Source organism: Deltaproteobacteria bacterium, from assembly GCA_005879795.1.
Classification (GTDB): Bacteria; Desulfobacterota; Binatia; order DP-6; family DP-6; genus DP-6.
The window spans coordinates 1-13,741 of the sequence record VBKJ01000141.1 but is presented as its reverse complement, the minus strand read 5'-3'; the positions used below and the strand labels follow the sequence as shown (position 1 = coordinate 13,741).

The following is a 13,741-nucleotide window of genomic DNA, read 5'->3' as shown; positions in this document are numbered from 1 at the left end:
GGAGGCTAGGAGACTCGCGCCCCGACCGCAAGGCGAGCGCGCGGCGTCCGTCCTCCGCCGACGCGCGGCGGCGTGCCGCAGCGGGGCGCGATGCGGTCGAGGCTCTTCTGCTGCGCGCGCCACCCGCGCAGCTGGCTCGTCGCCCAGCGGTACTCGCCCACCTGCTCGGGCCCCAGCTCCTGTGTGACGCGGAACCAGTCCGAGGCCTCGCGGTAGCGCCCCTCGCAGAGGCGTCTCAGCCCGACCGCGTACGCGCCCTGGGCGCGCGTGCGGGCGTCGGTGGCGCGCTGCCAGACGTCCCGCTCCGATGCCTTCCCGAGCAGGAAGTTGCCGAGCACGTCGGCCCCGTCGGGCCGCGGCGTGCCGAAGTAGCGGGTGAGGGCCTCGCGGCGGGCGCGGTCGGTCGGGCCGCGGCGCAGCGCGGCGAGCGCGCGCACCAGCCACACCCACTCGGGTCCCTCGCCGTCCTCGGGGCGCTCGATCGCGTCCCAGAGGAGGCCGTCCTCGCCGCGATCGAAGAACACCATGCTGGCCTGGTTCTGGAGCCCCCTGGGCAGGCGGGCGCGGAGCCAGGCGAGCGCCTCCGCCTCGCCCTTCCACCGCTTCAGGATCTGATAGCTCGCGGTCTGGAACTCGACGCCCATCACGCTGCGCTCGGTCAGGCTCGAGCTCATGCGGAAGGCGAGCTCGCGGCGTCCCTGGAGCTCGAAGGGATCCCAGAGGTAGCCGAGGCCGCGCCTCGGGAGCCCGCCCTTCACGAGCGCCTCGAACGCCTGCAGGGCCTCCTCGTCGGGGGCCTTCTCGAAGGCCTCGTGGAAGCGCACGCGGATGTCGTCGAGCCAGGCCTGCGGCTCGAGCGGGCCCTTGAAGGCGCGCAACGTGTCGGCCGCGTCCTTGTAGCGCCCGTGCTCCCACAGGAACCGCACGTACAGCGTCCGCGTCCAGAGCAGGTCCGGGTAGCGGTCCATGTCGAGGAGGAAGAGGGCCTCCGCGTGCCGGGGGTCACCCAGGCGATCGCGGATGAGCGCGGCGCGCACGAGCGCGCCGCTCTGCCAGCTCGGGAGCGCCGGCTTGATGGCCTCCCACGCCTCGGCGTACCTGCCTTCCTCGTAGTAGGCGCGGGCGATCGCGGTCTCGGCGGAGACCCCCTCCAGGCCGGCCTGCGGGACGTCGCGTGCGAGCCACGCCTCGGCGGCCGCACGCGCCCGCGCGTACTGCTCGCGCCACTCGAGATACCCGACCAGGTCCTCCGTGAGCGGCCAGCTGTCCGGGAAGTCGCGCAGCAGGCCGCGATAGAGCCCCTCGACGGACGCGTCCTTCCGCCCGCGCAGTGACGCGACGTAGCCGAGCGCCCGCCGCCGGCTGTCGAGCGACAGGGTCGGGTCGGCGACGTAGCGCTCGAGGCGGGCCGTGTCGCCGAAGAGATAGGCCGACCAGACCGCGTCGCCCGGCAGGCGCCGCTCGGCGACGCGCAGGAGGTGGCGGTAGAGGCGCTCGGCGAGGTTCAGGTCGTCGAGGTGGCGCTCGGCCGTGCGCGCCAGCCACGCGACGTGGACCGGGCGCGAGTCCATCGCGCCCGCCATCCGGCGCACGGCCTCGAAGCGCTCCGGCCTCCAGGCGCCGATGTAGGGATCGAGGGCGTCGAAGGTGCGGAAGCGCGGCCGCGCCCCGAAGGGGGCGGGAAGGGAGAGGTCCGCCAGGAGGAGCGAGAGGTCCGCCTTGCCCGCGCGCGCGTCGATCCGGTCCCGGTACCAGCGCGCGAAGGCGGCGGGGCGCGGCATGTCGGCGTCGGGGAGCGCGCGCGCGAACTCCTCGGCCGCGGGCAGCGAGGCGAGCTGGTCGAGCCGGAACTCTGCGCTGGCCCACAGCGCGGAGTAGAGGTAGCCGGCGTAGAACGCGGCGTACGTGTCGGCGTCGAGCACCGGTCCCGGGTAGTGCCCGCCGGCCAGGTCGAGCTCACCCTCGAAGCGCAGCACCAGGTCGCCGGCCTGCACGCGTAGTGCCCGGCCGATGAGCGCGGCGATGACGCCCACGGTGTCGTCGCTGCCCGTGTAGAGGTCGAGCTGGCGGACCTTGCGCGTCCAGCTCGTGTCGGCGGTGTCGCGGAAGAGGTGGGCGAGGACGAGGTACGGCATCACCTCGGGGAAGATCCGGTTGGGGAGGAAGGCGTTCAGCTCGAGCGCCGACTTGAGGACCGGGAGCGAGAAGGGGCGCTCGATGAAGTGCGCCTGCACCCACGCGAGCCAGCCCGGGTAGTCGTGGTCCTCGGCCCGGCGCACGAGTACGAGCAGCGCGCTCAGCTCGTCGCCCGACGCCTCCGCCAGCGCCGCGAGCGCGCGCTCGTCGCGCAGGACGAAGGCGCGCACCGGGTCGGCGGCTGGAAGCGCCTCCGCGAGCCGGCGCGCGCTCTCGGAGTAGTCGAGCAGGTAGGCGAGGAGCGCCGTCTCCCGCCGGAGGTCGGCGCCGGTGAGCGCGGCCGACATGGCGAGGAACGCCCACGCCTTGGCGCGCAGGCGGTCCGTCATCTCGAGGAGGTCGAGCGACTGGAGGGTCAGGTAGACGAGGTCGCGGCCGATGCGTGCCAGCTCGCGCGAGTCCGCGGTGTGCGACGCCTTGCCGTCGGCGGCGCGCAGGTCGGCGAGCAGGTCGGCGGGGTTCAGGCGCTCCGGGCCCGGCGCGGGGGCGTCCCCCCCGCCGGGCGCCGCTCCCTTCCCCTTCCCGACCACCACCGCCCACCTCTCGAGCGCCTTCATGCAGTCGCCGAAGTCGGGCAGCTCGGGCAGCGTCCCGACGCCCCCGCCGGCGATCTCGATCCGCCACGCGCCCCGCTCGAAGGTGGCCGACACGGGGAGGGGATCGTGCCCGCCGAACCACGCCTGCACCTCGGTGAAGGCCGCGAGGCAGCGCCGGTCGGGCTGGAGCCGGTACGCCGCGTGGAGCCCTTCGCGCATCTGCTCCGGCGGCAGCGCGAGCAGCGGCGAGGCGGGGCGCGTGGCCGCGGGGGCGGCAGCCGGCACGGGCGCCGGCGCGGGCGACACCGGGGGGACGTCCTGGGCCCACCAGAGGTAGCCCGCCGTCCCGAGGAGCGCCAGCAGGATGAGGAGCCTACCGAGCTCCCCCCCGGCCGACGCACGGTCTCCATCCGAAGCCTCCACCACCCCGCTCGGCGCCGCCGGAGGGCGGCCCCTTCGAGTAGAGAGGGCGCGCGCGCGAGTGTCAACCAGCCGGCGGGGACGCGCGGATCGGCCCCGGCCCTCAGACCGCGGCGAGGGCGCGTCTGCGCACGCCTCGAGGAGACATTGGATGTCGGGGCTACCGCGGCAGGCCGGTCGCCAGCGCCAGCAGCACCCCGACCGCCACGCTGCCGACCGCGGCGCAGGCCCGCAGCACGAGCTCGGCCCGCGCGAACCGCTCGGCCGCGAGCGCGAGCGGCATGCCGAGGAGCGTGCTCATGGCGATCATGCCGCCGATCGAGCCGCCGCCGAAGGTCGCCACGTAAGCGAGCGCGAGCCGTGGCGAGGGGATGGTCGCGAGCACGCCGAGCATGAGCGCGGCGCTCCCGGCAAGGCCGTGGACCAGGCCGACGACGAAGGGCCGGCGGGCGGCGCGCACGGGGTGGTGCTGCGTGGCGTCCCGCTGCGTCCGCGGGTGGACGTGCGGGTGTAGGTGCTCGCGGCCGTCGTGCGCGTGCCCGTGGAAGTGGAGCCGCCCGCCGCGCCAGAGGGTCCCGAGGAGGTTCAGGCCGAGCCCGACGAGCATGGCCGCGACCGCGAGCTCGAGACCGGCGCCCAGCCGGGGCGGGATCTGGGCGTGCAGGCCCACGACCACGAGCGCGACGGCGAGGAGCGCGGCGGTGTGCCCGAGACCCCAGACGGCGCCGACGATCGACGATGCCCACAGGCTGCGCCGCGACGTCACGATGGTGGACACGGCCGCCAGGTGATCGACGTCGAGGGCGTGGCGGAGGCCGAGGACGAACCCGAAGGCGAGCAGGCCGAGGGCGCTGTGGGGCACGTCGGCGCCTATGTCCCGGCGCGCAGCACGCCGATCTGCACCAGGGCCTGGGCGACGATCAGGAGCCCGGCGATCGAGACGACGATCGCGCTCGCCAAGGGGACCGTCCGGACTCCTAGCCCTCGACCGCGTACACCTCGACCGGCGCCGCGATGCCTTTGAGCGGGACCGCGCCAACCGGGCGGAGGACCAGGCCGTTCGGCTCGCCGAGGGCCGCGCGCGTCGACTCGGTCACCAGGATCGAGGTGCCCAGGTCGCGCGTCTTCACCTGCAGGCGCGCCGCCTGGTTCACGGCGTCGCCCACGATGGTGTAGGTGACGCGGCCGCCGGCGCCGACGTTGCCGGCGATCATGTCGCCGGTGCAGATGCCGATGCCCGCCAGCAGGCGCTCGCCGCCCGCGGCGTTGCGCTCGACGAGCTCGCGCTCGACGGCGATGGCCGCCCTCACCGCGTGGCGGGCGTGGTCGGGGAGCGGGCGGAGCGGTCCTCCGAAGACCGCCACCACGCCGTCGCCGAGGAACTGCGTGATGAGGCCGCCCTCGCGCTCGACCACCCGCGCGACGACGGCGTAGTACTCGTTCAGGAGCTCGACCACGCGCGCCGGCGGCGTGCGCTGGGTCATCGCGGTGAAGCCGCGCAGGTCGACGAACATCGCCGTCGCCTGCGTGAGCTCGCCGCCGAGCGCGACGCCGCGCTCGAGCGCCTGCTCGGCCACCGCGCGGCTCACGTAGCGCCCGAAGAGCTCGCGCATGCGCGCCGCGCGCCTGAGCTCCTCGACCATCGCGTTGAAACGCTCGTTCAGCTCGCCGAGCTCGTCCGTCGACCGCACGGGCACGCGCACGTCGAGGTCGCCGGCGGCGACCCGCGCCATCGCGGAGCGGAGCGCCTGCACCGGCCGGTTGATGAAGCGCGCGACCAGGAGCGCCATCACGAACGACGCCCCGCCGGTCGCCACCACGATGTACGCCTGCGTGCGCAGGAGCTGGACCCAGAGCGGCCGCATCTCCTCCGGCAGCTCGCCGCCGAAGCGGCGCACCAGGCTCACGCTCACCATCAGCATGAGCAGGGGCGGCAGCACCGAGGTGACGAAGAAGGTGGCGCCCAGGCGCATCAGGATGGGGACCCGGAGGACGCCGCTGCGCTCGAGCCGTCCCTCGGGGAAGAAGAGCGGGATGTCGCGGCGGGAGTAGTACTCGGCGACCAGGAAGGCGAGCGCCGAGGCCACCGGCCCGCCGACGAACAGGATGCCGGAGAGGACGCGCGCGGCCTGCTCCGGGTCGGTGCCGACCACCCAGAGCTGGTAGGGAAAGTAGAAGAGGCCGGCCAGCGTCCAGCCCGCCATGCTGAAGGTGGCGACGGCGAGGGGGCGGTTCAGGGCCCGGCGACGGATGTAGCCGGGCACTGCCGCTGGATCGGCCCCGTGCAGCAGGCGCGCGCGCCACGCCTGGAGCGGGCCGAATATACGGATGCCGAAGATGAAGGTGGCGACCACGATCGTCGCGGTGACGACCACGAACACCCCGAGGTCCAGCAGCGGGCGCCGTGGAGGCCCCCAGGGGTCGACGTAGTTGAAGTAGAAGTAGACCATCGCCGCTCCCGCCAGGTTGGGCAGGGTACGGACCAGGTCGGGGACGGTGACGAGACGCCTGCGGATGGTCCCTCCCTAGCGCGATCGCACCCCCGAGGCGAGGGTGCCGAGGGCGGGCTATCCCGAGAGCAGGAGCTTCGTCCCCGCGATCACGAGCACCGCCGCGAGCAGCCGCCGGAGCGCGAGCGGTGGTAGCCGCCGCGCGCCGAGCCACGAGCCATAGAGCCCGCCGGCGAGGGCGACCGCGGCGAGGAGCGCCGTCCCGGGTGGCACCTGGCCGGCGGTCGACAGGTGCCCGAGGATGCCGGCGATCGAGTTCACCAGGATGAACACGACCGACGCGCCCGCCGTGCGTCGCGGCGTCTCCCAGCCGGCCAGGATGAGCGTCGGCGAGAGGAAGATGCCCCCGCCGATACCGGTCAGCCCGGCGAGGAGGCCGAAGCCAGCGCCGATCACGAGCAGCGTGCGTGCCGGCGGCGCCGGGCGGAGGTCGCCGCGCTCCAGCCGCGACCAGAGACGCCAGGCCCCGACGAGGAGCGTCAGCGCGAGGAGCGGCGCGTAGACGCTGGCGGGCAGCCTGATCGCGCCGCCGACGAACGCCGCCGGCACCGACGCGGCGCAGAGCGGCAGCAGGAGCCCCCCCGGGACGGCGCCCGCGGACGCGAAGCGCCACGTCCCCACCGCCGCCACCACGATGTTCATCGCGAGCGCGGCCGGCCGCATGGCGGCGGGGGCGACGCCGAAGAGCCCCATCGCGGCCAGGTACGCGGACGCCCCGCCGTGGCCGACCGAGGAGTAGAGCACCGCCGCCGCGAGGACGAGGGCGGCGAGCGCCGCGAGCTGGCCCGGATCAGTCGGCGCCGGCGACTCCCGTGCGCAGGACCTCGCCGAGCTTCGCCGCCGCGAACCGGATGCCGACGTAGAACGGCCCGAAGAGCGCGTAGCGCGAGCTCGCCGGGTCGAAGCGCATCTCGTGCACGAGCTTCTTGAAGACGAGCGGGTCGTCGGCGAAGAGCGTGACGCCCCATTCCCAGTCGTCGAGGCCGACCGAGCCCGCGATCACCTGCGTCACGCGGCCGGCGTACCTGCGCCCGATCTCGCCGTGGCCGCGCATCAGCTCGGCGCGCGCCGCGGGGGGCAGGTCGTACCAGTTCACCTGCTCGCCGCGCCGCTTCGACATCGGGTAGAAGCAGAGGTAGCGGCGCGGCGGGATCTTCGGGAAGAGACGCGGCGCGGCCATCTGTCGCATCTCCTCCTCGAGCTGCGCCCCCTCCGGCGCCACGCCCCGCGTCTTGAGCCGCGCCTCGGCGTGCCCGGCGAGGTCGTAGGTGCCGAGCTCGATCACGGACAGATAGGAATAGGCGGGGACCAGGAACGCGCGCAGGCGGGTGCGCGCCAGGGCCACCTCCTCGGCGCGCAGCGCCTCCAGGTCGCGGCGCCAGTGCATGAGGCAGAGGTCACCTTTGTGCGTGAGGAGCGTCCAGGAGCCGCTGTGGCCGTCTCGCGGCGCCGCCTGCCGTTCGAGGAGCGCCGTCGCCTCGGCGACGACCGCGTCCCGGTCCGCGCCGCCGAGCCCGTTCCAGCGCGGCCAGTCGACCGCGTACATCTCGTGGAGGACGTACCAGCCCTCCAGGGTCACGGGAGCGGCGCTCACCGGGTCCACGATAGCGCGCGCCCGGGGGCCTGTGAAAGGCACTTCTCAGGACGCGGCCAGTGCGCTAGAGAGGGCGGGCATGCCCTCGGCGCCCCCGGATCGGCGCGCGGCGGCGGCGGCCGGGCTCCTCCGGCGCGTCTTCGCCTCCCTCGAGGCACCGCTCACCTTCCGCCTGTGGGACGGGACCACGGCGCGCGTGGGCGGGCCGGGCGAGAGCGACTTCGCGGTCGTGTTCCGCTCGCGCGGCGCGTTCCGGCGCATCGTCCAGCGTCCCACGCCGCTCCGCTTCGGCGAGGCATACATCCACGGTGACCTCGACATCGAGGGGGACATCTTCGCCGCCATGCGCACGGCCAACGCGATCGAGCGGCTGCGCGTGCCGCTCGGGAGCCGGCTCGCGGTGCTGGCAGGACTGCTCCGCGTATGACGGCGCCCGACGTCCTCGTGGTGGGCGGCGGGCCCGCGGGCAGCACGGTGGCGTGGCGGCTCGCCCGTGCGGGGGCGCGCGTCACCCTCTTCGACGCCGCGACTTTCCCCCGCGTCAAGCTCTGCGCCGGCTGGGTTACGCACGCGGCGCTCGCCGACCTGGAGCTCGACCCGTCGGCCTACCCGTACACCATCCAGCCCTTCTCTGCCGTCTCGGTCGCGGTCGGCGACCACGAGCACGAGACACACTGGGACCGCACGGCGAGCTACGGCATCGTGCGCGCGGAGTTCGACACGTTCCTCCTCCGCCGCGCGGCGGCGGCCGGAGCCCGGGTGCACGAGGGCGCGCGGGTGCGCGAGGTGCGCGCGTTCCCGGGCGGCGTCGAGGTCGCGAGCGACGCCGGCACCGTCCACGCCGGGATCGTGGTCGGCGCGGGCGGGCACGGCTGCCCGGTCGCGCGTGGGCTCGGGCGCGCGCGCGGCGAGGAGCACGTGGTCGTGACGCAGGAGAGCGAGACGAGCGTCGGCGCGGAGCGCCTGCGCGCGCTCACGCCCCGCCACGGCTGGCCCGAGCTGATCGCCGAGCCCGACTTCAAGGGCTACGGCTGGTACTTCACGAAGGGCGACTTCCTGAACGTCGGCGTGGGCGCGCTCGGCGGCGAGCCGATCCGCCGCCGGCTCGACCGGCTGCTGGGTCGCCTCCGCGCCAGCGGGCGGCTGCCCGACGACCTCGCGCTCATGCCCTTTCGCGGGCACGCGTACGCGATCCGGCGCGGCCAGCCGCGGCGGCTCGGCGGCGAGCGCTTCGCGCTGGTCGGTAACGCGGCCGGGCTCGCGCGCGACATCTCGGGCGAGGGCATCGGCCCGGCGGTGCGGAGCGCCTGCCTCGCCGCCGAGACAATCCTCGACGGCGGGCCGGCCACCTACCCCGCGCGGATCGCGGAGGCCTTCGGTCGCCCGGCCGGCGCGCTCGCCCGCCTCGCGCGCCACGCTCCGGACCTTCTCATCGTTCTCGCCGCACGGCTCGCCTGCACGCGCCCCGGGCTGCGCCGGCGCCTCGTCCTCGAGGGCGCGTTCGGGATCGGGTGATGCCATGAGGCTCCGCACGAAGCGATTCGATGCCAGGGCGATCGCGTACCACTACGACGCGTCGAACGAGTTCTACGCCCTCTTCCTCGACCGGCGCATGGTCTACACCTGCGCCTACTACCGCCGCCCCGACGGCGACCTCGACCAGGCGCAGGAGGACAAGCTCGACCTCGTGTGCCGGAAGCTGCGGCTCGAGGCGGGCGAGCGGCTCCTCGACATCGGCTGCGGGTGGGGCAGCCTGGTCGTGTGGGCGGCCGAGCGCTACGGCGCGGACGTCCGCGGCGTGACCCTCTCGCGCGCCCAGGCCGAGTACGGGCAGGCATGGATCCGCCGCCTGGGCCTCCAGGAGCGCGCCCGCGTCGACCACCTGGACTACCGCGACCTGCCCGGCGACCTCCGTTTCGACAAGATCGCCGCCGTCGGCGTCATCGAGCACATCGGGATCAGGAACTACCCGGCCTACTTCGCGCGCGTGCACCAGCTCCTCGCGCCGGGCGGCCTCTTCCTGAACCACGGCATCACGCACGAGAAGCACTGGCGGCGCACCTCCGAGACCGCGTTCCTCGAGCGCCACGTCTTCCCGAACGGCGAGATGGACAACGTGAGCCACATCCTCGACGTGCTCGAGCGCGCGCGCTTCGATATCCGCGACGTGGAGAGCCTGCGCGAGCACTACGCGCGCACCACGCGGCAGTGGGTCGAGCGCCTGCAGGCGAATGCAGAGCGGGCGCGGGCGCTGGTCGGCGAGCGCATCTACCGCACGTGGATCGCCTACCTGGCCGCGTCGTCGGTCGCCTTCACGCAGGGCTCGACCGGCCTCTACCAGGTGGTCGCCTCGCGCCCCGATCCGGCGGTGCGCGGCGCGGTGCCGACCACGCGGGAGGGGATCTACTCGGCAGCGGCGCCGGCCGAACGGCGCAAGCTCGCACGCGCGTCCTGAGTCCCGGGTCCGCCTACGTGGTCAGCGGGGCGACCCGACCTCGAAGCGGAGCACGCGCGCCGCGCGCGCCTGAGCATCATCGTTCGTCAGCAGGCGGCGCAGCCCGAGGCCCTGCATGGTCGCCAGGTGGAGCCGATCCAGGGTTCGGCAGTAAGTGGACTTCGCCACGGGCCGGATCTGCGACTCCGCGATCTCGATGATGCCCGGGGGGCATGCGACGAGTTCATAGGGCTCGCGGCGAAGCAGGCCATCCATGCGGGCGATGAGCGCGGTCGCCGCCCGCGCGGAGAGGAGCCGCGTCGCCACCCGCGCCTGGACCTGCACCAGCGCCTCGAGCCGGGCGAGCGTCGAGACGACGATCTGCTCCTCTCTGCCGGCCAGCTCGAGGACCCTCGAAGTCTCCGGCTCGGGGAAGAAGAGCTTCAGGAAGCAGCTCGTATCGAGGTAGAGACCCGCCATGACGACCGTCAGCCGACGGGCGCCACTACTCGGAGCGATCGCGCTTCAAGAGCTCGTCCGTGGAGACACCCGCCGCGCGCTTCTTCCAGAAGCCTCGGAGCCAGCGGCTATGTGCGGCGGGATCGAAGCGAGCCCGGCTGGGGCGGCGGGGGTGACGATAGGGAAGGATGCGCGCCACCGGCTTCGAGTCCCGGGTAACGATGATCTCGCCCGTCGTCGCCAGGACGCGCTCCGCCTCTGGCCACCGCTGGCGGATGTCACGGACGGACATGCGCGTCATGGCCGCTGGATTAACATGTTTCACAGAGAGAGCCAAGCCAACGGGGTGCCTGGCTCGAACTGCTCACTGTCCGTCACCTCCGAAGCGCCGAGAGACCGCACAGGCGGGATCGGGCCGAGCGGCGCACCGACCGGCTGGCCTCGAGCGGTGCAGAGAGTCGGTTGACCGCTCAGCGCCCCCGGGCCTACGATGCCTCCCGAACACCAACCCGCAAGGAGGGCGCCATGGGTGCAGCGGTTCAGCTCCAGTCGGCAGTGGAGCGCTTCGTCGCCGCGCCGGTCCGCAAGATGCTGATCGACGGCAAGTGGGTCGAGGCGGCGTCGGGGAAGACGTTCGAGACCATCAACCCCGCCACGGGCCAGGTGCTCGCGCGGGTCGCGGAGGGCGACAAGGAGGACATCGACCGCGCCGCGCGCGCCGCGCGCCGGACCTTCGACGATGGGAGATGGGCGCGCACGAACCCGAGCGAGCGCCAGCGCCTCCTGCTCAGGATCGCCGACCTGATCGAGGCGAACGGCGACGAGCTGGCGCAGCTCGAGACGCTCGACAACGGGAAGCCCTTCACGGAGAGCCGCCACGTCGACATCCCGGCCAGCGCCGAGACCTTCCGCTACTACGCCGGCTGGGTGAACAAGATCTACGGCGAGACCAACCCCTCCGACGCGGCCTTCTTCAACTTCACGCTGCGCGAGCCGGTGGGCGTGTGCGGGCAGATCATCCCGTGGAACTTCCCGCTCCTCATGTGCGCCTGGAAGCTCGCGCCGGCGCTCGCGTGCGGCAACACCTGCGTCCTCAAGCCGGCCGAGCAGACCCCGCTCACGGCGCTCCGCCTGGGCGAGCTGCTGCTCGAGGCCGGTGTGCCCGCCGGCGTCGTCAACATCGTGCCCGGCTTCGGGCCGACCGCCGGCGGCGCCCTCGTCCGCCATCCCATGGTCGACAAGATCGCCTTCACGGGCTCGACCGAGGTGGGGAAGGAGATCCACCGCGAGACCGCGTCGACGCTCAAGCGCGTGTCGCTCGAGCTGGGCGGCAAGTCGCCCAACATCGTGTTCAGCGACGCGGACACGGACGCCGCCGTGCAGGGCGCGCTGCTCGGCGTCTTCTTCTGCGCCGGGCAGGTGTGCTGCGCCGGCACGCGCCTCTTCGTCGAGCAGAAGATGCACGACGAGTTCGCCGACAAGCTCGCCAAGACGGCCGCGGGCATGAAGCAGGGCCCCGGCCTCGACCCCGAGACGCGCATCGGCCCGCTGGTCAGCGAGGAGCAGCTCGATCGGGTGACGGGCTATCTCGAGGCGGGCAAGAAGGAGGGCGCGAAGCCGCTCATCGGCGGCGAGCGCAACACGGCGAAGGGGCTCGAGAAGGGCTACTACGTGAAGCCCACGGTCTTCACCGGCGTGCGCAACGACATGAAGATCGCGCGCGAGGAGATCTTCGGCCCGGTCGTCTCCGTGATCCCGTTCAAGGACGAGGACGACGCCGTGCTCCAGGGCAACGACACCACCTACGGCCTCGCCGCCGGCGTCTGGACCCGCGACGTGAGCAAGGCGCACCGGGTGGCGCGCGCCATCCGCGCGGGCACGGTGTGGGTCAACTGCTACAACGTGTTCGACCCGGTCTCGCCCTTCGGCGGTTACAAGCAGAGCGGCTACGGGCGCGAGCTGGGCCGCTACGCGCTCGACCTCTACACCCAGGTGAAGAGCGTGTGGCTGCAGATATGAATGGGAGTCGAGCGCGTCCGCGACGCCGATGATCCGCGCCTCGCGGACTATCGCGAGCTGAGGGACGGGGAGCGGCGCCGCCGCGCGGGGACGTTCGTCGCCGAGAGCCGGCAGGTGGTGCGCCGGCTCCTCGGCTCGCGCTTCCGCGCCCGCTCGGTGCTGGCGACCGAGGCGGCGGCGGAGGACCTGCGCGACGTCCTCGCCGACGGGCTCCCCGTCTACGTGGCGCCCGAGGAGACGCTCGGGCGCGTGGTCGGCTTCAACTTCCACCGCGGCTGCCTGGCGGTGGGGGAGCGCGGCGCGGAGCTCCCGCTCGATGCGTTGCTCGACACGCGCCTCCTCGTCGTGCTCGAGGGGGTCACGAACCCCGACAACGTGGGCGGCGTCTTCCGGAACGCCATGGCGTTCGCTGCCGGCGGCGTGCTCCTGGCGCCCGGCTGCTCCGACCCCCTCTACCGCAAGGCGATCCGCGTCTCGATGGGCGGGACGCTGGTCGTGCCGTTCGCGCGCGCGGCGCCGTGGCCCGGCGCGCTCGTGCGGCTCCAGGAGCACGGGTTCACGATCGTCGCGCTCACGCCCGACGGCGACGTCGACGTCGCCGACCTCGGCACCAGCCGGCCCGTCCCGGAGCGGGTCGCCCTGCTGCTCGGCGCCGAGGGCGAGGGTGTGAGCCCTGCCGCACGCGCCGCCGCCGACGTCGCGGTCGCGATCCGGATGGCGGGCCGGGGCCATTCGCTGAACGTCGCCACCGCCTCGGGGATCGCGCTGCATCGCCTCGCGCGCTGAAGGAGGCGGGCTCCCCCTCACGACGCCGCACCACGGGTCGGCACCAACGGGAAGCGCCGCGCGGACTGGCCCAGCGTTGCCCTGCCCCTGTCGCAACGACGCTGGGGGGGGGCGGGCAGCGGAGGATCACCATACGGCTCGGCGCCCTCGGGCTCCCCGCTCCGTCGCTCCTTGTCTCAGTTCCCGGACCAGCCTCCTCGTGAGGGGGCGGCGGGAGGGAGCTGGTCGAAAAAACGCTGACGCGCTGCGCAAGGCACCCACCGGGAAAGGCTCTGACAGTCTGCCGGGCGACACCGGGAGCGGGTTCCCGGCCCCGGCAGCGTGGCGGTGGCCGATCCGCCCCTGGTCCGGCTCGCTTGCTTCCGTCCCCCGCGCTCCCCGCGGCCACTAACCTGTTCGCGGGACGCGTCTGAACTTGCGAACTTGCACTATTGCACTTGCGATACGCAAGGAACCTAGCCAAGGCCCGCCAGTAAGAGGCGGTATTTAACGATTTAGGTCTTGACGCCAGCGACGCGCATGGCGTAGACGACCGAGTACAGATCCGATGGAGATCTGACTTTGGCGGTCTATCAAGACTAAAAGACGACTTTGAGCTCATAACAAAGGGGGAGTAATGCAAATCAGGATACAGAAGCGCGGGTACACGCTGGTGGTCATGATCGCCTCGCCCCTCCTGGCGCTCTCTCTGGGGGGCGTCGGGCGGGCTAGTACATGCAGTCCAATGGTTTCGAATTTCTTCGAACTGGACAAGAACATCGGACAAAACAGTAGCACCGTTCCGCCC

The 13,741-nt window shown here is 73.2% G+C and carries 12 protein-coding genes; 5 read left to right on the top strand and 7 right to left on the bottom strand.

What is annotated here, in order from left to right; all coding sequences use genetic code 11:
- Positions 1-5: 5 nt before the first annotated feature.
- The 5 genes from E6J59_10835 to E6J59_10815 form a co-directional block, all read right to left on the bottom strand.
- Positions 6-3,155: a hypothetical protein gene (locus tag E6J59_10835; GenBank protein ID TMB19761.1), complete on the bottom strand. Its 3,150-nt coding sequence runs from the start codon at positions 3,153-3,155 to the stop codon at positions 6-8.
- Positions 3,156-3,312: 157 nt separating this feature from the next.
- Positions 3,313-4,014 (bottom strand): urease accessory protein UreH, encoded by a 702-nt coding sequence (locus E6J59_10830; protein TMB19760.1) that lies wholly within the window; start codon positions 4,012-4,014, stop codon positions 3,313-3,315.
- Positions 4,015-4,129: 115 nt separating this feature from the next.
- Positions 4,130-5,602 carry an adenylate/guanylate cyclase domain-containing protein gene (locus E6J59_10825; protein TMB19759.1) on the bottom strand — a complete coding sequence of 491 codons (1,473 nt, stop codon included), beginning with the start codon at positions 5,600-5,602 and terminating at the stop codon, positions 4,130-4,132.
- A gap of 117 nt (positions 5,603-5,719) precedes the next feature.
- Positions 5,720-6,406: a sulfite exporter TauE/SafE family protein gene (locus E6J59_10820; protein TMB19758.1), complete on the bottom strand. Its 687-nt coding sequence runs from the start codon at positions 6,404-6,406 to the stop codon at positions 5,720-5,722.
- Between the two features lie 46 nt (positions 6,407-6,452).
- Positions 6,453-7,256: a heme-dependent peroxidase gene (locus E6J59_10815; protein ID TMB19757.1), complete on the bottom strand. Its 804-nt coding sequence runs from the start codon at positions 7,254-7,256 to the stop codon at positions 6,453-6,455.
- A gap of 79 nt (positions 7,257-7,335) precedes the next feature.
- Here E6J59_10815 and E6J59_10810 point away from each other — a divergent pair, with 79 nt between their 5' ends.
- From E6J59_10810 to E6J59_10800, 3 genes are read left to right on the top strand one after another with little or no spacing between them, the layout of a single operon-like run.
- The gene (locus E6J59_10810) at positions 7,336-7,683 is read left to right on the top strand and encodes an SCP2 sterol-binding domain-containing protein (protein ID TMB19756.1); all 348 of its coding nucleotides are present in this window, start codon (positions 7,336-7,338) and stop codon (positions 7,681-7,683) included.
- Entirely contained in the window at positions 7,680-8,771 is a 1,092-nt protein-coding gene (locus tag E6J59_10805; protein TMB19755.1) for an NAD(P)/FAD-dependent oxidoreductase, read from the top strand. Before E6J59_10810 ends, E6J59_10805 begins: the two co-directional genes overlap by 4 nt.
- 4 nt (positions 8,772-8,775) lie before the next feature.
- A complete protein-coding gene (locus E6J59_10800; GenBank protein ID TMB19754.1) occupies positions 8,776-9,711 on the top strand; it encodes a class I SAM-dependent methyltransferase in 936 nt (311 codons plus the stop codon).
- 21 nt (positions 9,712-9,732) lie between these two features.
- On the opposite strand, the gene E6J59_10795 is transcribed toward E6J59_10800, so the two are convergent.
- Complete coding sequence (locus E6J59_10795) at positions 9,733-10,170, bottom strand: type II toxin-antitoxin system VapC family toxin (GenBank protein TMB19753.1); 438 nt, start codon at positions 10,168-10,170, stop codon at positions 9,733-9,735.
- A 25-nt stretch (positions 10,171-10,195) separates the two neighbouring features.
- Entirely contained in the window at positions 10,196-10,450 is a 255-nt protein-coding gene (locus tag E6J59_10790; GenBank protein TMB19752.1) for a hypothetical protein, read from the bottom strand.
- Between the two features lie 224 nt (positions 10,451-10,674).
- On the opposite strand from E6J59_10790, the gene E6J59_10785 reads away from it, so the two are divergent.
- Both E6J59_10785 and E6J59_10780 read left to right on the top strand, forming a co-directional pair.
- A complete protein-coding gene (locus tag E6J59_10785; protein ID TMB19751.1) occupies positions 10,675-12,168 on the top strand; it encodes an aldehyde dehydrogenase family protein in 1,494 nt (497 codons plus the stop codon).
- Entirely contained in the window at positions 12,169-12,954 is a 786-nt protein-coding gene (locus E6J59_10780) for an RNA methyltransferase (GenBank protein TMB19750.1), read from the top strand.
- Positions 12,955-13,741: the final 787 nt, after the last annotated feature.